We start from the raw sequence: 23,199 nt of genomic DNA on the forward strand, positions 1-23,199 counted from the left end.
GAACATGGCGGAGACATGATGGTTCATGATGACTGTGCCATTAATGTATGATCTATTCGCTCAGATTTATAATGCCCTATTGCATAAATTTTGGTTTTTAATATTTGGTATAGTAGTTGATTATCCTGCGGTCGTCTCAACATAGAGAGGTACAATGTTGCGCTTTTGAATTCGCATCCTTCAATGCGATACATCATGAAATAAGTCTAAAACACTTATAACCATCCTCTTTACATTCAAAACATAAATCGCAGAGACTGTGTCCACCGGATATAGTCGAGCAAAAAGGCAGATACGAAATGCCCAAGCACAATGGCCAGCAGCAATTGAAGCAACTTACCGGCAGCACTCTTGGGATAACGGATCAGCAGGTCCAGCTTTAGATTTTGCAGTGCCCAAAATGAAAGACCGATGCAAAGAAGCGAGATGAAGATGGATAGCAAACCGTTTGCGCCGACAGCGGCTCCCGCATCTACTGTATTCATTTCAGCTCTTGCCCTCCTTACAAAGATTACTTAGCAATCAGCCTTAATACGGACTATTCTATAATACTTGCCCTTACCCAAAGAATCTAGTCCCAAATTTACAAAAATCACCGTTTTATTGACATAATCGTGTATTTACAGAAAATAACCAGCACTGGGGCTGATTTTTTCTCATAACATGCATAAATTTACAGCATTAGACGTTCTATTTATATAGGTCGAAATACCTGACATCACTATGAAAAATCAGCTTTTAAAGCTGATTCTGTCATAGAAATCCTCGTATGCCTACGTAAGGATCAGGTCTCGCTGATAGTCATGGTTAGTCACTCGGAATAAGCTGCTTAACGTAAAGAGCCGGACCGCTGTAGACGGACCGGCTGCATACGTTTATCTATTTTCACCCGATGATGATACCTTAAGCCGGTTCATCGCCCGCTGCAGAGCAAGCTCTGCACGACGGAAATCGGTGTGATCCTGTGAACGATTGTTCAGACGACGCTCGGCACGCTCTTTGGCAGCACGTGCACGATCCACGTCAATATCGTTTGCTTTCTCGGCACTGTCTGCCAGTACAACTACTTTATCTGCGCGGACTTCGAGGAATCCGCCCTGGATAGCGTAGGTTGTACGCTGCTTGCCAGCCTGGAAAGCCAGTGGAGCGACTTTGAGTGGTGTAACCATTGGAATATGACCAGCCAGAATACCCAGCTCTCCGTCAATTCCGGTCGCTTTCAGTCGGTCTACCTGTTCGGAAAACACCAGACGTTCAGGTGTAACGATCTCCAGTAAAAACGTGCTCACTTTCATCCCTCCTCACGTTTTGCAGGCATCTGCTTACAGTGTTTTCGCTTTTTCCACTGCCTCTTCAATTGTGCCTACAAAGAGGAATGCTGCTTCCGGAAGATCATCATGCTTACCGTCCAGAATTTCTTTAAAGCTGCGCACTGTTTCTTTTACAGGTACATAACATCCTTTGATACCGGTAAATTGCTCTGCAACGTGGAAAGGCTGGGACAGGAAGCGCTGGATCTTACGCGCGCGTGCTACTGTCAGCTTGTCTTCCTCGCTCAGCTCGTCCATACCCAGGATCGCGATGATATCCTGCAGTTCCTGGTAGCGAGCCAGAATGCGTTGTACGCCCTGTGCTACGTTGTAATGCTCTTCGCCTACAACTTCAGGAGTCAGGATACGGGAGCTGGAAGCCAGCGGATCTACCGCAGGGAAAATACCCATCTCGGAGATTTTACGCTCCAGGTTCGTCGTTGCATCCAAGTGGGCAAACGTCGTTGCTGGCGCTGGATCCGTATAGTCATCCGCAGGTACATAAATCGCCTGGATGGATGTAACCGATCCTTTTTTGGTGGAAGTGATACGCTCTTGCAGCTGACCCATCTCGGTTGCCAGGGTTGGCTGGTAACCTACCGCAGACGGCATACGTCCGAGCAGGGCGGATACTTCGGAACCCGCTTGAGTAAAGCGGAAGATATTATCGATGAACAGAAGTACGTCTTTACCTTCTACATCACGGAAATACTCGGCCATCGTCAGACCTGTCAGTGCAACGCGCAGACGTGCGCCTGGAGGCTCGTTCATTTGTCCGAATACCATGGCTGTTTTGTTGATAACGCCGGAATCTCTCATCTCGTGATACAGGTCATTACCTTCACGAGTACGCTCGCCGACACCGGAGAATACGGAGATACCGCCATGCTCCTGGGCGATGTTGTTGATCAATTCCTGGATCGTTACGGTTTTACCTACACCGGCACCACCGAACAGACCGATTTTACCACCTTTGGCATAAGGAGCGAGAAGGTCGATAACCTTGATCCCGGTCTCCAGCATTTCTGCCTGTGTGGACAATTCGTCAAATTTAGGTGCTTCGCGGTGAATCGGGTTTTTGACTTCAGCGACAACATCGCCCGCTTCGTCGATTGGGTTACCGAGTACGTTAAATACACGACCCAAAGTAACATTACCTACAGGTACAGAGATTGGACCGCCCAGATTGATTACATCCAGACCGCGAACCAGACCATCTGTGGAAGACATCGCAATACAACGGACCAGATTATCGCCCAGGTGATTGGATACTTCAAGCGTCAGGTCGATAACCGTACCATTATCCAGTGTACTCTCGACTTTGAGCGCATGCAGAATTTCCGGAAGTTGACCACGTTCAAACTCAACGTCTACAACCGGACCCGTGATACTTACTACACGTCCTTTGTTCATTATCGTTTTCCCTCCTACTGACTTGCTGTATAAAACAATTGGTTTATGTGATTGCCTATTGCCGTTCATAACCGTTCTTTATGTGTAGACCGATCAGTTTTGTGCGCTGGCGCCTGCTACGATTTCCGTAATTTCCTGTGTAATGGCAGCCTGACGTGCACGGTTGTAGACCAGTTTGAGGTCGCCAATCAGCTGGGAAGCATTTTTGGTTGCACTGCCCATTGCTGTCATACGTGCGCCCTGCTCACTTGCCTTGCCTTCAAGAAGAGCGTTGTAGATAAGTGTCTGTGCATATCTTGGCAGCAGAACGGCGAGTACATCCTCAGCGGAAGGCTCGTATTCATAGCTGGCTTTGACACTGCCTTGATCAGCAGCCTCCATAGCGTCCATTGGCAGCAGACGTGTCAGCGTCGGAATCTGAGTTAACGGGTTCACGAACTGGTTATAACATAAGTGAAGCTCATCATAGCGTCCTTCTTCATATCCCTGTACAGCAGCCTGTGCGAGTGTCTTGATATCCGCATAGGTCGGGAAATCAGACAGTTCTGCTACCACTTCAGTGATTGGCATACTGCGACGACGGAAATAATCGCGTCCTTTACGACCAATTACGAATAATTCATACTGGTCTGCCGACGTATGACGTTTGCGTATTTCAGCAGAAACGTGACGAAGCACGTTGGCATTGTAACCACCAGCGAGTCCACGATCGGAAGTAACGACCAGGTAAGCCACTCTTTTGACAGGACGGGTGTCCAGCATCGGATGATGAATCCCTTTGGTGCCCGAAGCGATACTTGTTACCACTTCACGCAGCTTGTCGGAATACGGGCGTGCCGCCTGTGCTTTCTCCTGGGCTTTGCGCAGTTTGGAGGCAGCAACCATCTCCATCGCTTTGGTGATCTGACGGGTGTTCTGTACACTCTTGATCTGCCGTTTAATCTCACGCATACCTTTAGCCATATGATTTCACCACCTTGACCTTGAATCCACTTCAAAGTATGAGATTTGGAGCAGGACAACCGGTGAGCACGAATACTCACCGCACCTGCAGATACCGTTACTGTTCATGGATCAGACTATACAGTCTCCTCATGAACAGTAATGGCTCTTATAAAGGAAAACAATAATTTATATGTTCGGATGAACGATTAGCGGCTTAGCTGGTAGCAAAGCCTTTTTTAAATGTATTGATCGCATCAACCAGTGCTTTTTCGTTATCTGCCGTAATATCTTTGGTATCGCGGATCGATTGCAAAATAGCATTGTGGTTGCTCGCCATGAATGCGAGGAATTCTGCTTCAAAACGACGTACATCATTGACCGGAATATCATCCAGATGACCTTTGACAGCAGTATACAGACTCACTACCTGTTGTTCAACAAGCAGCGGCTGGTTGACACCCTGTTTCAGGATTTCCATCATGCGCGCACCACGGTTCAGACGGGAAAGCGTTGATTTATCCAGATCGGAACCGAACTGGGCAAATGCCTGAAGCTCACGATATTGAGCCAGATCCAGACGCAGTGTACCTGCGACTTTTTTCATCGCTTTGATCTGTGCGGAACCACCTACACGGGATACCGAGATACCAACGTTGATCGCTGGACGCTGACCTGCATAGAACAGTTCGGACTCCAGGAAGATCTGACCGTCGGTAATCGAGATTACGTTGGTTGGGATATAAGCGGATACGTCAGATGCCTGAGTCTCGATAAATGGCAGAGCTGTCAGGGAACCGCCGCCTCTTGCATCACTCAGTTTGGCTGCACGTTCCAGCAAACGGGAATGCAGGTAGAAGACGTCACCAGGGAATGCCTCACGACCCGGTGGACGGCGAAGCAGCAAGGAAAGTTCACGATAAGCTGCAGCCTGTTTGGACAGATCATCATAGATGATCAGGGCATGTTCGCCTTTGTACATAAAGTATTCGCCCATTGCGCAGCCTGCGTATGGAGCGATATACAGCAGTGGAGAAGGCTCGGAAGCGGATGCTGTAACAACAACCGTGTAATCCAGTGCACCATGACGACGCAGTGTCTCAACAACCTGTGCTACCGTGGATTGCTTTTGTCCGATTGCTACATAAATACATTTTACGCCTTGACCTTTTTGGTTAATGATCGCATCAATGGCGATAGCCGTTTTACCGGTCTGACGGTCACCGATGATCAATTCCCGTTGTCCACGGCCGATAGGAACCATAGCATCGATCGCTTTGATACCTGTCTGCATAGGCTCATGAACCGATTTACGGTCGATAACACCCGGTGCAGCACTCTCGATGGGACGGTATTCTGTAGCAGCGATCGGTCCTTTGCCATCCACCGGTTGACCCAGTGCATTAACAACACGACCCAGCATCGCTTCGCCTACAGGAACCTGCATGATGCGGCCAGTACGTTTTACCTGATCGCCTTCACGAATATTCGTGTACTCACCCAGGATAATCGCACCGACATTGTTGGCTTCGAGGTTCTGGGCCATACCCATTACTCCATTGGAGAACTCAAGCAATTCGCCGGCCATAACGTTTTGCAAACCATATATACGGGCAATACCGTCGCTTACCTGGATAACGGTACCGACTTCAACGACTTCAATATCGTTTTTGTATTGCTCGATTTGACTTTTAATCAATGTACTGATTTCTTCAGGTCTGATACTCAAGTCAGTCCCTCCTGTCTCTTATGCTTGTCTTTGAAAAGACTTTTCCAAACGTTCAAGCTTGCCCGAGATGCTTCCGTCATACAGAGTGTCACCGATCACGACTTTGAGTCCGCCGATCAGCTTCTCGTCAATAACATTCACAACCTTCAGGCGCTTGCCTGATATCTGTCCGAAAGTGGCAGCCACTTCGGCTTGTTCCTGTTCATTCAGCGGATAAGGCGTATACACTACAGCATCTGCTACATTCAGTGTGCGGCTGACAATCGCTGTGTAGCTGGTCAGCAGCTCGCTGAACACGTCCTGTCTGCCGCGTTCAATCAGCAGCAAAACCGTGCTCAGCAGTACATCGGATACTTTGCCGGAAAGTACATTTTTCAGTACATTTTCCTTATCCTTCAGAGATATATTCGGCGTAGCGATAAAGTTGCGCATCTCGCTATCCATTTCAAAAGCCTCAACGACCGCTTTCAGTTCCTGTCCTGTCTCTTCTACACGCCCCTGATCGGACGCTGCTTCAAAAAGTGCTCTGGCGTAGCGGGAAGATACTACCGAGTCCCGGCTCATTGTCTGATCCCTACGTCTTTCAGGTAGTTATCCACCAGTTGTTCCTGCGCATTGGCATCGACTTCTTTTTGCAGCACTTTAGAAGCAATTTGTACAGAGACAGCACCGATCTCACTGCGAAGTGCAGCCACGGCTTTGTTTTTCTCGTTCTCGATATCGCGTGCAGCCTCATCTTTGAGACGCATGGATTCTTCTTTGGCTTGATTCAGCAGCTGTTCTGTCTGGCTGTTGCTCGTCTGGCGAGCCTGCTCGATAATATCCTGAGCATCTTTACGAGCCTGCTGCAAAGCTGCTTTTTGTTCTTCTACATATTGAGTCGCCTGCTGGCGTGTCTGAGCTGCTTCATCCATTTGCTGCTTGATCAGCTCACGACGTTTTTCCATAACCGAAAACAACGGACCGAACGCGTAGCGGTTCAACAACCAGTATAGGATCAAAAACGCAATAATAGTAAATACAAAACTGCTCCATACGAAATGCAATTCAGCTCACTCCTTCCCTAACTTCTGCTTCAATAATCATCCGTTACATCCTGTACGCTAAAAAGAAGGCGCGGATGGCTGTGGCCTTCCCCGCCAAGTGATTTGTATATTTCTTATGCTTGAGAGTAGAAAATGAATGCCAGTACCACACCGATGATTGGCAGTGCCTCTACCAGACCTACACCGATAAACATAAGCGTTTGCAGCGTGGATTTTGCTTCCGGTTGGCGAGCAACACCCTCAACTGTTTTACTTACGATCAGACCGTTACCAATACCTGCGCCCAATGCGCCCAGACCTACAGCGATTGCCGCTGCGATAAATGCTAATGCTCCCATGTGAAAAAATCCTCCTTAGAGATATATAAGTGATTGAATGTATATTGAGCCCGGTATGAAGGGTAACCCACTTCCGAACCTTGAAACCGATTGCCTCCAGAAACAGAACGCAGGCTATTCAAATGAGCCTGTTGTTGCCGATAAAGAATTAATGATCTTCATCCGTCTCGAGCGACTGTGATATGTACACCATAGCCAGAATTGTAAATACAAAGGCCTGGATCGTACCAACGAATATACTGAAACCCTGCCATACCACCAGACCGATAACCGACGCGATAGCGCCGTACCAGACAGCAGACATTTTGAGCAGGACAGCAATCAGTACTTCACCCGCAAAAATGTTACCGAATAGACGCATACCATGCGTCAGCAGTTTGGACAACTGCTCGATGACATTGATAGGGAAGAAGAAGAAGAACGGTTTGAAATAATGAGCAAAATAGTGCTTCGGATTTCTGACGATACCCAGATAGTGAACGAGTACGAACACGATCAGCGCCAGTCCCATTGCCGCAGCGGCATCCGCAGTTGGTGATTTCCACCATGCGATCTCCACGCCATGACTTCCATTCGCCAGACCTTCTACAACCGGAGTCAAAGGATGTCCGAAGAATGTTGCACTTGCTGCATTGGTATAATCGAATACCAGACCGAATGGCAGTCCCAGCATATTGCCGACAAAGATAAACATAATCAGCGTAATACCGAGTGAAAGGAAAGGTCTTCCTTTTTTGTAATCCATGGTGCTGGTAATCAGTCCCTGAACGAAATCAACGACCCATTCCATAAAGTTCTGCAGCTTGCTTGGATTCTCGACAGAGAGATTACGGATCGACATCTTGGCCAGAATGAATACGATGGCACAAGTTACGATCAGCATAATCACAACCGATAAATCAATGTCAAACCCCACGTTTATAATCGGTGATTCATGCATTTTTCTCACCCCTTTCATTAGCGGAGTTACGCTCTGTATGGCGAGAAAGAACAAAACCGATAACGATTAGCGCGAACGGCGCAAATACGAGGCTTCCTGCCAGAGCGTACATTTCAAACCATTGTGGAAATTTCACAGCAAGGATCACAGCTGCTACCGACACAGCTGCACGCTGAGAGAACCCGAGTCCCCTCTTTTTCTTTTCTCCGTTTGCTGCTGCTTCCGTAATCAGACGTACTTTGCGAGCCAGATACTTGGTGTTCACGTAACTGACTGCAGAGCCTGCAATCAATCCAAAGGCAATAGGACGATAATCCGGTAAAAGCGCAACTACGAGCAGACAAATGGCCCAAAAAATAAAGGTGGTCCGGGTCAGCCAATATATGTAACCTGGTATTTCAGTCATTTCTTTCCCCCGTTATTTTCTGGATAATGATGACGATACTGACCATACCTGCAACCAGCCCCGCCAGCACTCCCAGACCGATGCCAAGTCCCGAATGATTCCACATTCCATCCAGCCAGGAACCAAACCAGAATCCGGCTAGCGTACACAGGGCAAGATCCACCCCGATTGCACTGACAAGACCGACAGCCTTCCACGGCGATGAATCAGGTTTATTGCTTTGCGGTTCCTGTGTCATAGTGTGTTCACCCTTCAGAATCCCAGTTCATTGTACTGAATTGGCAAAGTCTTTGTCAAACCATCTGCTTCATCGCATTAACGCGAAGTTCTAACGAAAGAACCTCATAGCTGTGCGGTTTATCACACCTACCTTACAGTACAACTGTATACTGTAATCCGTCATTTCACAAGACTGCTGTAGGCCCTTTTTTGAACGTTGTGTGAAATTCTTCAGGACGCTCTTCCAAAACGCCATAATGATGCAAAATTGCGTTGACAATCCGCTTGGATGCCTGACCATCTCCATACGGATTCGCTGCTTTGCTCATGGAATCATACAATTCCTGATCTGTCAGCAGCGCCTGCGCACGCTCGTAGATCTTCTCTTCATCCGTACCTACCAGTTCCAGTGTGCCGGCTTCGATGCCTTCCGGACGCTCTGTGGTATCACGCAGTACAAGTACCGGTACCCCGAATGAAGGTGCTTCTTCCTGCAATCCGCCGGAATCAGTCAGAATCAGGTGGGTATGCGGATAGAAGTTATGCAGATCCACTACATCCAGCGGGTCAATCAGCTGAATACGCGGATGATTGCCCAGAATCTCGTGAGCCGGTTCCTTAACGGCCGGACTCGGATGAACCGGATAGACAATCGCGATATCTTCGAACTCGTCGGCAATACGCTTGACTGCCCGGAAAATATTGCGATGCGGCTCGCCCTGAGATTCACGGCGATGTGCAGTCATCAATATAAGCCGCTTGCCTGCTGCCCATTCCAGTACGGGATGGTGATAATCAGGCTGTACTGTATATTGAAACACATCGGTAACCGTGTTGCCTGTGATATACACGCTTGACGCAAGCTTATTTTCTTTGTACAGATTCCCTGCAGACCATTCGGTTGGAGAAAAATGAAGATCGGCCAGCACGCCGGTCAGCTGACGGTTCATTTCCTCAGGGTATGGAGACATCTTGTTCCATGTACGAAGACCCGCTTCTACGTGTCCTACACTGATCTGCTGCATAAATGCGGCATAGCTCGCGAGGAATGTAGTTAGTGTGTCGCCGTGAACCAGAACGATATCCGGCTGGGCTTCACGAAGTACAGGCTCCAGTCCTCCCAGAACGCGAATCGAAATTTCATTCAGCGTCTGACGGTCTTTCATAACGTCCAGATCATAGTCGGGAGTAATATTGAATACTTCCAGAACCTGATCCAGCATTTGACGATGCTGGGCGGTAACGCAGACAATGGATTCGATATGCTCAGGATGCTGCTGAAGCTCCAGGATGAGCGGAGCCATTTTGATCGCTTCCGGACGCACGCCAAAAATAGTCATTACTTTGATCTTTTTCATAATTATGGTCATACCTCGCTTTACTTAGTTCCGTACAGACGGTCGCCGGCATCGCCGAGACCAGGGACAATATAGCCGTGATCATTCAGATGATCATCCAGTGCCGCCACATAAATATCAACGTCAGGATGCACATCGTGTACAGCTTTTACACCCTCAGGAGCAGCAATCAGATTCATCATTTTGATCTGGGTGCAGCCGCGTTTTTTGAGTACATCAATCGCTGCAATCGCCGAGCCGCCAGTTGCCAGCATCGGATCGATCACGATCAATTCGCGTTCCTGTACATCTGTCGGAAGCTTCACATAATATTCTACTGGCTGCATGGTGTCCGGATCACGGAACAATCCGACATGCCCTACCTTGGCTGCAGGAAGCAGCTTCAGGACGCCATCGAGCATACCCAGACCTGCACGCAAAATCGGAATCAATCCGAGCATGCGTCCGGAGATTACTTTGCCTTCTGTCTTAACGACAGGCGTCTCCACAGGAATGGATTCCAGCGGAATATCACGTGTAATTTCGTAAGCCATCAAGGTAGCCACTTCATCAACGAGTTCACGGAATTCTTTGGTATTGGTGTTAACGTCACGAATGAACGTGAGTTTGTGCTGAATTAAAGGGTGATCGCATATCACCAGTTTTGCCATGGTTAGTCCCTCCGGTATGTTCAATAATAACAATAGGTAAGTCCTGCGTATCCGTATGTAGTCACATGACATGTCATAAGGGTAAGGACGGGGAAAATGCTTTTTCCCGTAAATCTTGTCTATTATATCATTACCTCAGGGCAATTTCATCCGCAACTCTACTGATTTCACGCAATTCTCGAATCCTGTAGTATAACGCTTACATTTTCCAAATATAAGCGGAATCATCCTGTTTTCACCCAGTCCTTATTATTATAAAGGTAAATGGCTTGAATGGGGTAAATTATTTTAATTTTTTCAAAAAAATTTACTGGAAAAGTATACAAAAACCGGCAAAGGGAACCTCCCTCGCCGGTTTGCATCATTTTGCCAAATAACAGGCTATGCTTCTATCCTGTAGCAGCTTGTTTTTCATAAGAATATAATTACATATCAGCGATAATTGAATGGTATTTATATAACAAACGTATCTGCTGAAAAGGCTATATTCCTTTTGGTATTCAAACTATTTTAGTATTTAACCTGCTCGTACAGCGGGAAACGGTCTGTCAGTTCAGCTACCAGTTTGCTCGCTTGCGCCAGAACAGCCTCGTCTTTTGGAGCCTTGAGGGTCATGGCGATGATTTTGCCGATCTGTTCCATGGCCGCTTCATCCATACCGCGCGAAGTAGCTGCCGGCGTACCCAGACGGATACCGCTCGTTACAAACGGGCTGGTTGGATCGAAAGGAATCGCGTTTTTGTTGGTAGTAATGCCTACCGCATCAAGTACGTGTTCTGCTTCTTTACCGGTGATATTGATATTGCGGGTATCTACCAGCATCAGATGGTTATCCGTACCGCCGGATACGATCGTCAATCCTTCATCCACCAGCGTCTGCGCGAGTACTTTGGCATTTTTGACTACATGTTGTGCATAGGTTTTGAATGAAGGCTGTAGGGCTTCACCGAAAGCTACTGCTTTGGATGCAATAACATGCATCAATGGTCCACCTTGGGAGCCCGGGAATACGGCTTTGTCTATTGCTGCTGCCCATGGCTGACGACAGATGATCATACCGCCGCGTGGTCCGCGCAGTGTTTTGTGAGTCGTTGTTGTTACGAAATGGGCATGCGGCACCGGACTTGGATGCTCGCCTGCTGCTACGAGACCGGCAATATGAGCCATATCGACCATAAACAGTGCACCTACATCATTGGCAATAGAAGCCAGTGCTTCAAAGTCAATCGTGCGCGGGTAAGCACTCGCGCCAGCTACGATCAGACGGGGGCGATGCTTGAATGCTGTTTTACGAACTTCATCGTAATCGATCAGGAAGTTGTCTTCACGTACGCCATAGGCAACAAAGTTATACAGCAATCCGGATGCGTTGACCGGGCTGCCGTGTGTCAGATGTCCGCCATGAGCGAGGTTCATACCGAGTACGGTATCGCCCGGCTTCAGCGCTGCCAGGTAGACCGCCATATTGGCTTGTGCACCGGAGTGCGGCTGTACGTTGACATGCTCGGCACCAAACAGTTCCTTGGCACGGTCACGGGCAATGTTTTCGACGATATCCACATGCTCACAGCCGCCGTAGTAACGTTTGCCTGGATAACCTTCTGCATATTTGTTGGTCAGTACGGAGCCCATCGCTTCCATAACCGCTTCACTTACAATGTTCTCGGAGGCGATCAGTTCGATATTGGTACGCTGACGCTTCAGTTCCAATCCCATTGCTTCCAGTACTGCCGGATCACTGTTTCTCAATTGCTCCATCATTCGTCAATTCCCCCTGTAGGTCATTATTTATTCAAACTAATCGCAGACAGGCTGCGTGTAAACATATAGTTGTTGATTCTCCATCATTCAGTCGCATGTTCCCCCTCAGCCTTTGGCAGCGGTGCGTATACGGCACGTTCTCCGCCGATAAGTTTTGGACGAATGCGGGCTGCATTCACGCGGGCTTCACCGATATAACGGATTGCGGGACGGTAAGGAACTGCTACACGACGCAAATGCATGCCAATCAATGTCTCGCCGATATCTATCCCGGCATGGGCTTCGATCGTCTCGGCCAGGCAAGGATCTGCCATGGTCTGGTACACATAAGCCGCCATCGAACCACCTGCTTTGGGAATAGGTACAGCTGCTACTTCTGTCAAGTTGTACCGCTCCAGAGTAGAACGCTCCACCACCAGTGCACGATTCAGATGCTCGCAGCACTGAAAAGCCAATTGAAATCCCATTTCCGCCTGTACTTCCCGTATTCCTTCTACCAGCTCTTGCGCAATATCCAGCGTTCCGGACGTGCCGATATGCTGGCCGGCAATTTCGCTTGTACTGGCACCGATCACCAGCAGCTGGTGAGGTCCCAGCTTGGCGGCTTCTGCCACTTCACGGGTAATCGCTGCAGCATCGCGGCGAATAGATGCCATCTTTTCCTGATCAGCCATTATTATTCTCCTGCCTCCTTTGTGCCATTATCACAATGTTCATCAGCACCGACATGATTCAGCTGTTACTTTGCCTCATTATTATAGCGCAGGCAGGAGAGCTACGGCGACATTACCTACAAATTAGGCAGGAACAGGCTGCTATAGATCTATTCCCTACCCTGACAGGCAGTTCACTTATGTATAAATACCGCTGCCAGGCCCCTTAAGACCAAAAAAAGAGCATGATACACATGCGAATGCATGATGTATCTGCTCTTTGCCCAGGCGACCGGCCGTATATCCCAGTGCTCCATCGTGGTCAGGTTCCACTCTTGTCGCCAGTTACACCGGGTCTGTCTTGTGCTTACATCATAAGACATGTTTTTTATAAAATCAACACGTTCCTGCGATAAAATTAAATTATCAGGATTCACGAGGACGATAGGCTTCCAGCTTATCCAGCAGCTTGTCGAGGGCTGCACGGATATCGGCTGCCGCTACTTCATAATCATCCCGGCTGCCTCCATAAGGGTCTACAATATCAAAGCCCGGTATGCGCTGCTGAATCTCGATCAGACGCTCGTACTCGGCAGAATCGATTTCTTCTCCGAGTGCACGGCGTATTTCCAGTGAAGCATACAGGCTATCCAGTTCTTCCAGATCAGACAGCACATGGGTATCATTTTCCACATATTCCTTGAGCGTATATACTTTGCCTGCGGCGATTGGAAAACGACTCAGCACATGCTGCTTGTGGCTGCCGGTCAGCGTTAATACCAGATCTGCCCAGTCGATGGTATCGCGTGTCAGGGAAGAAGAAGTCAGACGATCATAAATCTGATGATCTTTCAGTACAGCCTCGGCATGACGGGATACAGACATGCCATCTACCGCCGCTACTCCTGCCGAACGAACTTCCACCGGTATTCCGCGTTCCTGCGCCAGCTTTCGCATAAATGCCTCTGCCATGGGACTGCGGCAGGTATTACCGGTACATACAAATAAAATACGATGCATACCATGCACCTCCGTTCAATGGATTGAGATCATTGTCATGCTTAACCTTTATTATAGCAAAAGACATGCCGTCATTCACTCGAACCGGCAGGCTGCCGGATTAAATAATCAAATATTCACTACTTGGCCGCCGGCGGCTTTGGATAAACGATTCATAACCGCCATGCCTACTCCTGTCTCTGCACAACCGGTAGCCAGTATAAAGGTTATATTATGGGCATCCAGTGTGCGCAGACAGGCATACAGTCGACTGGCAGCTACCTCCGGCGTGGATCGACTGCCCAGTGACAAATGCAGAGCTGATCCATAATCATCCTGATCTTCATCAAATACCAGTACGCCTGTTTGTTCTCCGCGCTGCGCTGCCTGATGGAGCTGTTCTTTGATATAATAGCGAACCGCTTCGGCGTCCTCACTACGCACGATTGTCATACTGCCACGTGGCGCATAATGAGCGTACTTCATGCCTGGTGCACGCGGCGTCGTATCTGCTGACACACCGGACAGACCCGGATCGATCATGACAGCTGGAGCTACTGTCAGCAGCTGGTCTTCTGTAATGCCGCCCGGTCTCAGAATCATCACCGTTCCATCCTCCTGCACCTGAATAACGGTTGACTCGACACCTACGCCTGCGCTGCCTCCATCGACAATTCCCTGAATACGGGAAGACAAATCTTCAGCTACATGCGCTGCCGTAGTCGGGCTAGGACGACCGGAACGATTGGCACTCGGCGCAGCCAGTGGACAGCCAGCGGCTGTAATTAGACGCAGTGCAACCGGATGATCCGGCATCCGTACTCCTACCGTATCCAGGCCGGCTGTGACATAGGGAGATACCGCTTCCGGCTTGACCGGCATAACAAGCGTCAGCGGTCCCGGCCAGAATTGCTCCATCAGCCTGCGTTCCACCGGTTTGACTTGCTGCACCAGATGATCTAGCTGCTCCAACTGCGAAATATGCACGATAAGAGGATTGTCGGAAGGTCTTCCTTTGGCAGCAAATACAGCCTCTACTGCTGACGAATTGCCTGCATCTGCACCCAATCCATATACCGTTTCTGTAGGAAAAGCGACAATACCACCCTGTCTCAGAATCTCGCCGGCCTCTACGATATCGTGTTCAGCCTTCTCTATCTGCTGCGCATCCCAGATTTGCACCGGCTGATCTGCAGAAGATGGAGAAGAACCTTTCTCCGTCCAATCGTTCATCTTGTACTGCCTCCCTGTTTTCTGTACCATTCCAATTTTGTCTGTATATTGCCCTGATTCATGCAGAAAAGGAGACCCGATAACAAGCTCCCGGTTCTCCTCTTATGACCTGACGCCATCTGCGATGAAGTACTGACATTCTGGCGAACATTCCTACATCCGGAACATCTGTACATCCCGCACCTGTGGATATGCTGCAATGTCTGTGAGTACTCTATGTACCCCATTTAATTCAGTGTATAACGACTTCCTGCTTCCAGTGAGACCTCTTCCGTATCCAGCTGATTATGAATACGAATACTCATGACCAGGCCCATACAGGCCATATTCATAACGAGTGAAGTACCACCAAAACTGATAAACGGCAGCGTGATCCCGGTCAGTGGCATCAGACCGATAAACATGCCGATATTTTCAAATATCTGATAGAGCAGCATCGCCACTATACCAATAATAAGATAAGGTCCGGCTCGTTCGCGGCATTCCAGAGACACCAGCACCAACCGGTGAATCAGGGTAAAGTACAGCAAAAGCAGTACAGCTGCTCCGACAAATCCGAACTCTTCGGCCACTACCACAAAGATGGAATCCGAGTACGTCAAAGGTACACGCTCTGCCTGCACCGAGCTGCCTTTCATAAAGCCTTCGCCGCTGAGTCCTCCCGATGCGATCGCGAGCTTGGCATTACGGGTATGATAAATCGCCTTGGCCGTAGCTTCATCGGGCATCAACCAAGGATCAATCCGCTCCATCCAGTGGTCACGCTTGATATCATTCAGATACGTCTTGATCTGATCATGGTAAGCTACATAGCTGCGAATACCTACTACTACCATCGCAACGGCAATAGTTGTAAAAATAATCGCCTGTGTATATTTGATATTACCGATCCATAATAGAGCCACCATAATAATCAAATAACTCAGCGCGTTACCAAGGTCATTTTGCACCATAACAAGGGCAAAAGGAACAAAGGTGACGGCAAGCAGTGGGGTAATGTCCCGCCAGAATAATAGCTTGATCTTTTTCTTGGCTGCGAGCAGCGTCGAAAGAGAAATAATCAGCACCAGCTTGAACAACTCTGCCGGCTGCAAGCTCAGACCACCGATACTCAGCCAGCCCTGTGCATTATTCAGCGTCTGTCCAATAATCATAACAAGCAGCAGTAGTGCTATACCACCAATGTAGATATACTTGGCATACTTGATCCACAAGCGATAATCCACAAATGCCGCTACAAAAAACACGATAAATCCGGCCAGATAGTAGAAAGCCATTTTGGAGGTTGAGCCTCCAAAACGTGAGCTGCTATGGGTCGCGCTGTAAATGACCACCAGACTTATCGCCATCATGATCAGTAAAATCGTAAACAATGTCCAATCGATCCGCTTCAGCTTTGTGATCATGCCTGTCTCCTTTGCGCATTCAACCTGTACTGCTTCAGATTAGGATTCCAATTACATGACGTTCAATACCGGCAAGGTCCTTGATAATATGAATGTGTCCGTAGCCTGCTGCGCGAACCATCTCCGCAACATCCGGAGCCTGTCCCTGTCCAAGCTCAAAAGCAATCAGCTCCGGCATACTCGCGAGCAGACTGAACTGACTGATCATGATCCGGTAAGGACCCAGACCATCCGGTCCGCCTGCCAGTGCAGTCAGCGGCTCATGCTCTCGTACCTCCGGCTGCAGCCCGGCGATATCTTCATCCGGAATATAAGGCGGATTGGAGACCAGAATATCTACACGACTGCCGGCAAACGGCTCCAGCAGATTGCCCTGCTGCCAGCCAATCTCTATCCCCTGCTGTCTGCTGTTATGCTGGGCTACCTGCAGAGCATCCGGCGAAATATCGCTCGCTACCACCTGCCACTGCGGACAAAGACGGGCAATCGTCAGCGCGATCGCTCCGCTGCCTGTACCGATATCCACGCAGATTCGCGGCTGTCTATCCTCACGTGCAGGAAGACTCTGACCATATTTTACTACGGCTTCCACCAGCAGCTCTGTTTCCGGCCTTGGTATCAATACCGAAGGATTCACGTGGAACAATTCTCCGTAAAATTCCTGTTCACCAATAATATACTGCGCAGGCTCTCCCTGGGCTTTGCGGTTGACTACATTTTCCCAAGCTTCACGCTTGTCCGCCGGGAACGGATCGGGCAGTGCCATATAATAAGCAGCTCCTGACAGACCAAGCACCCATTCCAACAGCAGCTTGGTATTGGATTCCGGCTCCATCACCTGCTGCTGTCTTAAAAAAGAAGAAGCCTCAACATAGGCTTCTCTTATACTTTGCTGCGGCTGCATCACGAACAGCTGTTGATTCTGTGTCAATCGATTACGCCTCTTTGGCCATCAGATCAGCTTGTTCAGCCAGCGTCAGCGCGGATACGATTTCTTCAATCTCACCGTTCATAACCTGATCCAGCTTGTGCAGTGTCAATCCGATCCGGTGGTCGGTTACACGGCTTTGTGGAAAATTATACGTACGGATACGCTCACTGCGATCTCCTGTACCTACTTTGCTTTTACGTTCGCCGGCGTATTTGGCTTCTTCTTCTTGACGCATCATATCGGAGATACGGGCGCGCAGCACCTGAAGTGCCTTTTCCTTATTGGAGTTCTGGGACTTGCCATCCTGACAGGTCGCTACGATACCAGTCGGCATATGGGTAACCCGCACTGCCGATTTGGTCGTATTAACGGACTGACCGCCCGCGCCGCTGGAACAGAATGTATCTACACGGATATCACGGTCATGGATCGCAATATCCAGTTCTTCCGCTTCCGGCATAACGGCTACCGTCGAAGTCGAAGTATGGATACGTCCGCCTGATTCGGTCGAAGGAATACGCTGTACACGGTGTGCACCGCTCTCAAATTTGAGTTTGCTGTAGGCACCACGTCCGTTGATCAGGAAAGTCACTTCCTTGAATCCGCCCAGATCGCTGACGTTGGTATCAAGTACTTCTACGCGCCAGCCCTGTGTATCTGCAAAACGGGTATACATCCGGTACAGATCCGCTGCGAATAATGCCGCCTCGTCTCCACCTGCCGCACCGCGAATCTCCACGATCACGTTTTTGTCGTCATTCGGATCTTTTGGCATCAGCAAAATATGAATCTGCTCTTCCAATTCATCCTTACGGGCAGACAATTCATCAATCTCCATCTTGACCATCTCGCGCATCTCGTCGTCGAGCTTCTCGCCCTGGAGCTGCTTGGCTGCATCCAGCTCTTCGGTAACCCGGCGATATTCGGTATATGCTTCAAATGTCGGCTGCAGATCCGACTGTTCCTTGGAATAATCACGCAGACGCTTGGAATCACTCGCCACATCCGGATCACACAACAACTCGCTCAATTTCTCATAGCGGTCCGCTAATGCCTGTAAACGATCTAACACGGAAAACCACCTCTTCATATATTCAATAGTTATTTATAACATTCAGAAAAACATACTGTATGGCGTTCCCCAAATCCATTGTAACAGCCATCACAGCAGTGCTTCAGATCAAATGACGTGACTATAAAAGGAATACCCTGCTTCCAACCGCATCACAGATGTACGGGAACAGCTGTTAATATGCGTCAAATACAGGGTTACGACTCTTGATTATAGCATAGAAATATCCACTTTCCTATCTTTAATATCCCGTTTTATCCATTTTTTTAAATACAAATAACGATACAGATATGTATGGATTTGGCTATTATGTTGTAGAGTATTTATAATGAATATATCGGCTTAAAGGCTCTGATACAGCTTGTTACGAACTTCAACAAATACAGCCGATTCAAAAGGAATCCGATTAACCGTAATGCCAAATCATCTGAATCTCAAGGAGGCAAATCATGACCATGACTCAACGAACTATTGGCAAGCAGGGACTTGTTGTATCCGCACTCGGTCTGGGATGTATGGGAATGTCCGAATTTTATTCGGGAAGGGATGAGCAAGAATCACTGCGCACCCTGGAAGTGGCTTTTGAGAACGGTATTACTTTTTATGATACGGCTGATATGTACGGGAATGGACATAATGAAGAGTTTATCGGTCCGTTTATTCGCCAGCATCGGCAGGATGTTATAGTTGCCACCAAGTTCGGTAATATACGTGGCGACGACGGCTCTTATCTGGGGATTAGCGGACGCCCTGAATATGTACGCGAAGCATGCGAGAAAAGCCTGAAGCGGCTTGGTGTTGATACGATTGATCTGTACTATCAGCATCGCGTCGATCCTGATGTACCGATCGAGGAAACCGTCGGTGCGATGGCCGAACTGGTATGCGAAGGCAAAGTTCGCTATCTGGGACTGTCCGAAGCATCGGTTGCCACGATTCGCCGTGCGCACGATGTATTCCCGATCTCTGCCCTGCAGACCGAATACTCTCTGTGGAGCCGGGATGTGGAGGATGAGATTTTGCCGCTCTGCCGTGAGCTGGGCATCGGATTTGTACCTTACAGTCCACTGGGCCGCGGCTTCCTGACCGGTCAGATTCAATCTTTTGACGACCTGGAAGAAGGTGACTACCGTCGCTATTCACCACGATTCCAGGGCGATAACTTCCAGAAAAATCTGGATCTGGTGACCCGAATTCGCGAGATTGCTGTAGAGAAGAACTGTCCGGCTTCCCAGCTGGCACTGGCCTGGCTGCTCGCGCAGGGCGAAGATATCGCTCCGATTCCAGGTACCAAAAAGACCAAATACCTGCTGGAAAATGTAGGCGCACTGGATGTTTCCTTGACTCAGGAAGAACTTCAGCGGATCGATGCTATCGCACCCAAAGGTGCAGCCGTTGGTGAGCGCTATCCGGAAGCAGGCATGGTGAACGTTAATCGTTAAGTATAATCTGGTATACTGTTTGGTCTGAGCGCTAAAGCAGTAATCAATAATCCGTGAACGGTCTGTCAAATGGCAGACCGTTCTTTTTCTGCTGACAGATACACGGTTGTTATTCCGATTGTCTGCTGTTGATCAGTTAAAAGTGGTTTTCTGATTACGAATCTGGTTACGAATGAGGGTACGATTGGCTATAGGTGCTTTTTTCTCGCCTGTCTTATTCTATTTATTTGTTATGAAAAAGAATGCAAAAAAAGCCTTATTCCGATCCGCAGACCGTATACGATGGGTATACGATCGAGCTGATGGAATAAGGCTTGTACAGACGTGATCCTGCAGATCCTGCCGTATTATACGTTGAAACGGAAGTGCATAACGTCGCCATCCTGCACGACATATTCTTTACCTTCCAGGCGCAGCTGACCGCGCTCTTTGGCGCCGTTCATGGAACCGGCATTTACCAGATCCTCGTAGCTAACTACTTCGGCACGAATAAATCCACGCTCAAAGTCGGTATGAATCACACCGGCCGCTCCAGGAGCTTTGGTGCCTTTGCGGATCGTCCAGGCGCGTACTTCCTGCACGCCGGCTGTAAAGTAAGTGTACAGACCCAGCAGGCGATAAGCTGCTTTGATCAGACGGTTCAGACCGGATTCGGACAGACCGAGTTCTTCGAGGAACATCGCTTTGTCTTCTTCTTCCATTTCGGAAATATCCGCTTCGATCTTGGCACTGATCGGCACGACAACCGCATTTTCGGCTTCAGCAAATTCTTTCACTTTCAGCACGTAAGGGTTGGTATCAGCTTCAGTTACGCCGTCTTCGCTCACGTTGGCCGCATACAGTACAGGCTTCATGGTCAGCAGGTGCAGATCGCGAACGATCAGACGCTCTTCATCACTCAGCTCTACGCTGCGGACAGGCATATCGTTATACAGGGCTTCTTTGATGCGTTCCAGTACTTCGACTTCCTGGGCGTATTGTTTGTTGCCGCCCTTCATGTTCTTTTTGGAACGGTCAATACGCTTCTCGACACTGTCCAGATCGGCCAGTACCAGTTCCAGATTGATGGTCTGGATATCGCTGATCGGATCAATTTTGCCATCTACGTGAGTGATGTTCTCATCTTCAAAACAGCGTACCACGTGTACGATCGCATCAACTTCACGAATATGGGCAAGGAATTTGTTGCCCAGTCCTTCGCCTTTGCTCGCGCCGCGTACCAGACCGGCGATATCAACAAATTCGAATGCTGTAGGAACGGTTTTTTTCGGTTCAACCAGTTCGGTCAGTTTGTCCAGACGCTCATCCGGTACTTCGACGATACCGACGTTTGGATCAATCGTACAGAACGGATAGTTGGCGGATTCGGCACCCGCCTGGGTGATTGCATTAAAAAGTGTGGATTTCCCGACGTTAGGAAGCCCAACAATACCAGCTTTCAAAGCCATTTATATGACAACTCCTATTAGTTGAATTGGTAAGCGTTCGATCTGAATTTCCACACTATTATATATGAGAACCCATGGCGTGGCAAACGAACTATACGATAAATTTATCCGATTGTCCCTTGAGTTCATGAGCGAGCGTCTTCAGGCTGCCGGATATCTCGGAAAGTTCTGAAACGGACTTTTGCTGTTCCAGGGCGCTGGCAGCGACTTCTTCGGTCATAGCAGAGGTCTCTTCGGTTGCAGAAGCGATATAACCCAAATGCTCTTCCACTTCATGACGGATATACTGCATACTGTCGGTTTTTTGCGACAAATCCAGCGCCAGCTGATGCACTTCGCCAGATACCTGACTGACCTGTTCAAAAGATTCCATGCATTCTTCAATCTGTACTTCCTGACGATTTGCCGACTCCATATTGGCTTCAAATTCCACATTAATTCGGCTGATCTGCTCGACAAATTGGCGTAGGATACTGTCGATCTCTCCAATCGACTGCTCGGATTGCTGGGCCAGATTACGCATCTCGCTGGCTACAACCGAGAAGCCTTTACCTGCTTCACCGGCGCGGGAAGCTTCTATCGACGCGTTAAGAGCCAGAATCTGCGTCTGCTTGACGATACTTTGTACCTGTCCGCTGATGCTGGACGCTTCGCGGGACTGTTCGGCCAATATTTCGGACAGCTGCTGAATCTGCTGTACACGGGCGACATTTTCTTTGCCCTGCTGGAGTAGATTTTCATGTTCCTGTCTGACTTTGCTGCTTACGCTGGACAGCTGTTCGGCTGTTGTACTGAACTGGCTGACATAGCTGCCGATTTCGTCGATAATGCGTCCCAGCTCGGTGGACTGCTGTACCGATTGTTCGGTCTGCTCCGCCTGCTGGGTAGAGCCCGAAGCAATTTCCTGAATCGCCCGTGATAATTCCTCGGTCTGGCGAAGTGTACCTTCGGCGACTTCGGCGATATACTGCGAAGAATCCTGCAGCGTGCCGGAGCCGGACTGAATGCTGGTGATCATCTCGGTAATATGCTGGATCATCGCGTTATTCAGATCACTGATCTCACCCAGCTGATCACCGGTAATACGCTGCGAACCTAATGTCAGATCTCCAGCAGTCACTCTCTCCATGCTGTGTTTGATCTCGCCCACCTGATTCAGAGTGCGGCGGATAAATAGCATGGCTGCCAGTGCCGCCAGCAGAACAACACTCGCGAAGATAGGAATAACCAGCTTGTACGCCTGAGTCAGTGTCTGCTCATAGACTGTATTGACCGCTTTGGCTGAAATATCGATCCCGAGATATCCTACTATCTGACCGCTCTTGTCCTTGATCGGAGTAAAAGTGGAAAATAATTCTCCCCATTCCGGATCGGAGACCATATCAGTCGTCACATTCTGACCGGATGTCAGCTTGGCTGTTGCATCTGCATTAAAGTTCATCTCGTCATTGTAAGCACTATAATTATCATCGTCCCAGCTGGCTCCGTCTACCGTGTACAACCATTTGTTGTCTACGTAGTTAAACATGTATACGTAAAGTGCCCCGGATTGAAGCCTCAGATTATTGATCTGGGTACGCAGATTTTTGTACTCTGTACTCTGCTCGGGTTCGCTGTAGGTATATAATTTACGGATATCCTCCGCATTCAACTGTGCGGCTGTATGAGTCGCCAGTGTCTCATTGCTCTGTTGCAGCGTAGACAGCGCCGATTCCTGGATCAGACGCTGCGTTGTCCACATCGTCAGCGATCCAATAATAAATAGTGGTAGCAGAATAATAAGATATAATTTGGGACGCAGCCCAAGCCTGATTTGCTGAAGCTTCTTCACTTTTTCTTTCCTCCCTGCGTTTATAAACATGATGTAATAGTACGAATTACCTATTTAATATCGTCCGCGGGA

At 48.7% G+C, this 23,199-nt stretch carries 23 protein-coding genes and 1 riboswitch; of the genes, 1 reads left to right on the plus strand and 22 read right to left on the minus strand.

What is annotated here, in order from left to right; genetic code table 11:
• Positions 1 to 236 precede the first annotated feature (236 nt).
• The 20 genes from AR543_RS22820 to prfA all read right to left on the minus strand — a co-directional run bounded on the left by AR543_RS22820 (position 237) and on the right by prfA (position 18,406).
• On the minus strand, positions 237 to 485 hold the full coding sequence (locus AR543_RS22820) for a DUF1146 family protein (protein ID WP_046212845.1): 249 nt from the start codon (positions 483 to 485) through the stop codon (positions 237 to 239).
• Between the two features lie 390 nt (positions 486 to 875).
• Positions 876 to 1,289 (minus strand): F0F1 ATP synthase subunit epsilon, encoded by a 414-nt coding sequence (locus tag AR543_RS22825; protein WP_060536549.1) that lies wholly within the window; start codon positions 1,287 to 1,289, stop codon positions 876 to 878.
• A gap of 33 nt (positions 1,290 to 1,322) precedes the next feature.
• Positions 1,323 to 2,723: a F0F1 ATP synthase subunit beta gene (gene atpD / locus AR543_RS22830; protein ID WP_060536550.1), complete on the minus strand. Its 1,401-nt coding sequence runs from the start codon at positions 2,721 to 2,723 to the stop codon at positions 1,323 to 1,325.
• A 93-nt stretch (positions 2,724 to 2,816) separates the two neighbouring features.
• Positions 2,817 to 3,686: an ATP synthase F1 subunit gamma gene (gene atpG / locus AR543_RS22835; protein ID WP_060536551.1), complete on the minus strand. Its 870-nt coding sequence runs from the start codon at positions 3,684 to 3,686 to the stop codon at positions 2,817 to 2,819.
• Between the two features lie 196 nt (positions 3,687 to 3,882).
• Entirely contained in the window at positions 3,883 to 5,394 is a 1,512-nt protein-coding gene (gene atpA, locus AR543_RS22840) for a F0F1 ATP synthase subunit alpha (RefSeq protein ID WP_060536552.1), read from the minus strand.
• Between the two features lie 18 nt (positions 5,395 to 5,412).
• Positions 5,413 to 5,958, minus strand: a complete 546-nt coding sequence (locus AR543_RS22845) for a F0F1 ATP synthase subunit delta (RefSeq protein ID WP_060536553.1) — start codon at positions 5,956 to 5,958, stop codon at positions 5,413 to 5,415.
• A complete protein-coding gene (atpF, locus tag AR543_RS22850; RefSeq protein WP_046212839.1) occupies positions 5,955 to 6,440 on the minus strand; it encodes a F0F1 ATP synthase subunit B in 486 nt (161 codons plus the stop codon). The genes AR543_RS22845 and atpF overlap by 4 nt, the downstream gene beginning before the upstream one ends.
• 113 nt (positions 6,441 to 6,553) lie before the next feature.
• On the minus strand, positions 6,554 to 6,778 hold the full coding sequence (gene atpE / locus AR543_RS22855) for a F0F1 ATP synthase subunit C (RefSeq protein WP_017810975.1): 225 nt from the start codon (positions 6,776 to 6,778) through the stop codon (positions 6,554 to 6,556).
• Positions 6,779 to 6,926: 148 nt separating this feature from the next.
• A complete protein-coding gene (atpB, locus tag AR543_RS22860; protein ID WP_060536554.1) occupies positions 6,927 to 7,718 on the minus strand; it encodes a F0F1 ATP synthase subunit A in 792 nt (263 codons plus the stop codon).
• Positions 7,711 to 8,124 carry an ATP synthase subunit I gene (locus tag AR543_RS22865; RefSeq protein WP_060536555.1) on the minus strand — a complete coding sequence of 138 codons (414 nt, stop codon included), beginning with the start codon at positions 8,122 to 8,124 and terminating at the stop codon, positions 7,711 to 7,713. Before AR543_RS22865 ends, atpB begins: the two co-directional genes overlap by 8 nt.
• The gene (locus AR543_RS22870) at positions 8,117 to 8,362 is read right to left on the minus strand and encodes an AtpZ/AtpI family protein (protein ID WP_060536556.1); all 246 of its coding nucleotides are present in this window, start codon (positions 8,360 to 8,362) and stop codon (positions 8,117 to 8,119) included. The genes AR543_RS22865 and AR543_RS22870 overlap by 8 nt, the downstream gene beginning before the upstream one ends.
• Positions 8,363 to 8,528: 166 nt before the next feature.
• Positions 8,529 to 9,701, minus strand: coding sequence for a non-hydrolyzing UDP-N-acetylglucosamine 2-epimerase (wecB, locus tag AR543_RS22875; RefSeq protein ID WP_060536557.1), 1,173 nt, complete (start codon positions 9,699 to 9,701; stop codon positions 8,529 to 8,531).
• Between the two features lie 20 nt (positions 9,702 to 9,721).
• Positions 9,722 to 10,351, minus strand: a complete 630-nt coding sequence (gene upp / locus AR543_RS22880; protein ID WP_017810980.1) for a uracil phosphoribosyltransferase — start codon at positions 10,349 to 10,351, stop codon at positions 9,722 to 9,724.
• Positions 10,352 to 10,861: 510 nt separating this feature from the next.
• On the minus strand, positions 10,862 to 12,112 hold the full coding sequence (locus AR543_RS22885; RefSeq protein WP_060536558.1) for a serine hydroxymethyltransferase: 1,251 nt from the start codon (positions 12,110 to 12,112) through the stop codon (positions 10,862 to 10,864).
• A gap of 83 nt (positions 12,113 to 12,195) precedes the next feature.
• Entirely contained in the window at positions 12,196 to 12,786 is a 591-nt protein-coding gene (locus AR543_RS22890; RefSeq protein ID WP_060536559.1) for a TIGR01440 family protein, read from the minus strand.
• A 254-nt stretch (positions 12,787 to 13,040) separates the two neighbouring features.
• Positions 13,041 to 13,124, minus strand: a riboswitch (ZMP/ZTP riboswitch).
• Positions 13,125 to 13,191: 67 nt separating this feature from the next.
• The gene (locus tag AR543_RS22895; RefSeq protein ID WP_060536560.1) at positions 13,192 to 13,785 is read right to left on the minus strand and encodes a low molecular weight protein arginine phosphatase; all 594 of its coding nucleotides are present in this window, start codon (positions 13,783 to 13,785) and stop codon (positions 13,192 to 13,194) included.
• 108 nt (positions 13,786 to 13,893) lie between these two features.
• Positions 13,894 to 14,997, minus strand: a complete 1,104-nt coding sequence (locus AR543_RS22900; RefSeq protein WP_060536561.1) for an L-threonylcarbamoyladenylate synthase — start codon at positions 14,995 to 14,997, stop codon at positions 13,894 to 13,896.
• Positions 14,998 to 15,224: 227 nt separating this feature from the next.
• Positions 15,225 to 16,403: an FtsW/RodA/SpoVE family cell cycle protein gene (locus tag AR543_RS22905; protein WP_060536562.1), complete on the minus strand. Its 1,179-nt coding sequence runs from the start codon at positions 16,401 to 16,403 to the stop codon at positions 15,225 to 15,227.
• A gap of 34 nt (positions 16,404 to 16,437) precedes the next feature.
• Positions 16,438 to 17,307: a peptide chain release factor N(5)-glutamine methyltransferase gene (prmC, locus tag AR543_RS22910; protein WP_060536884.1), complete on the minus strand. Its 870-nt coding sequence runs from the start codon at positions 17,305 to 17,307 to the stop codon at positions 16,438 to 16,440.
• Between the two features lie 31 nt (positions 17,308 to 17,338).
• On the minus strand, positions 17,339 to 18,406 hold the full coding sequence (gene prfA, locus AR543_RS22915; RefSeq protein WP_060536563.1) for a peptide chain release factor 1: 1,068 nt from the start codon (positions 18,404 to 18,406) through the stop codon (positions 17,339 to 17,341).
• A 455-nt stretch (positions 18,407 to 18,861) separates the two neighbouring features.
• Here prfA and AR543_RS22920 point away from each other — a divergent pair, with 455 nt between their 5' ends.
• Positions 18,862 to 19,848 carry an aldo/keto reductase gene (locus AR543_RS22920; RefSeq protein WP_060536885.1) on the plus strand — a complete coding sequence of 329 codons (987 nt, stop codon included), beginning with the start codon at positions 18,862 to 18,864 and terminating at the stop codon, positions 19,846 to 19,848.
• A gap of 347 nt (positions 19,849 to 20,195) precedes the next feature.
• Here the strand turns inward: AR543_RS22920 and ychF are convergent, their stop codons facing one another.
• Entirely contained in the window at positions 20,196 to 21,296 is a 1,101-nt protein-coding gene (gene ychF / locus AR543_RS22925; protein WP_017810990.1) for a redox-regulated ATPase YchF, read from the minus strand.
• Positions 21,297 to 21,387: 91 nt separating this feature from the next.
• Positions 21,388 to 23,127, minus strand: a complete 1,740-nt coding sequence (locus AR543_RS22930; RefSeq protein ID WP_082472308.1) for a methyl-accepting chemotaxis protein — start codon at positions 23,125 to 23,127, stop codon at positions 21,388 to 21,390.
• Positions 23,128 to 23,199: the final 72 nt, after the last annotated feature.

It is taken from the genome of Paenibacillus bovis (genome assembly GCF_001421015.2).
Taxonomy (GTDB): domain Bacteria; phylum Bacillota; class Bacilli; order Paenibacillales; family Paenibacillaceae; genus Saccharibacillus; species Saccharibacillus bovis.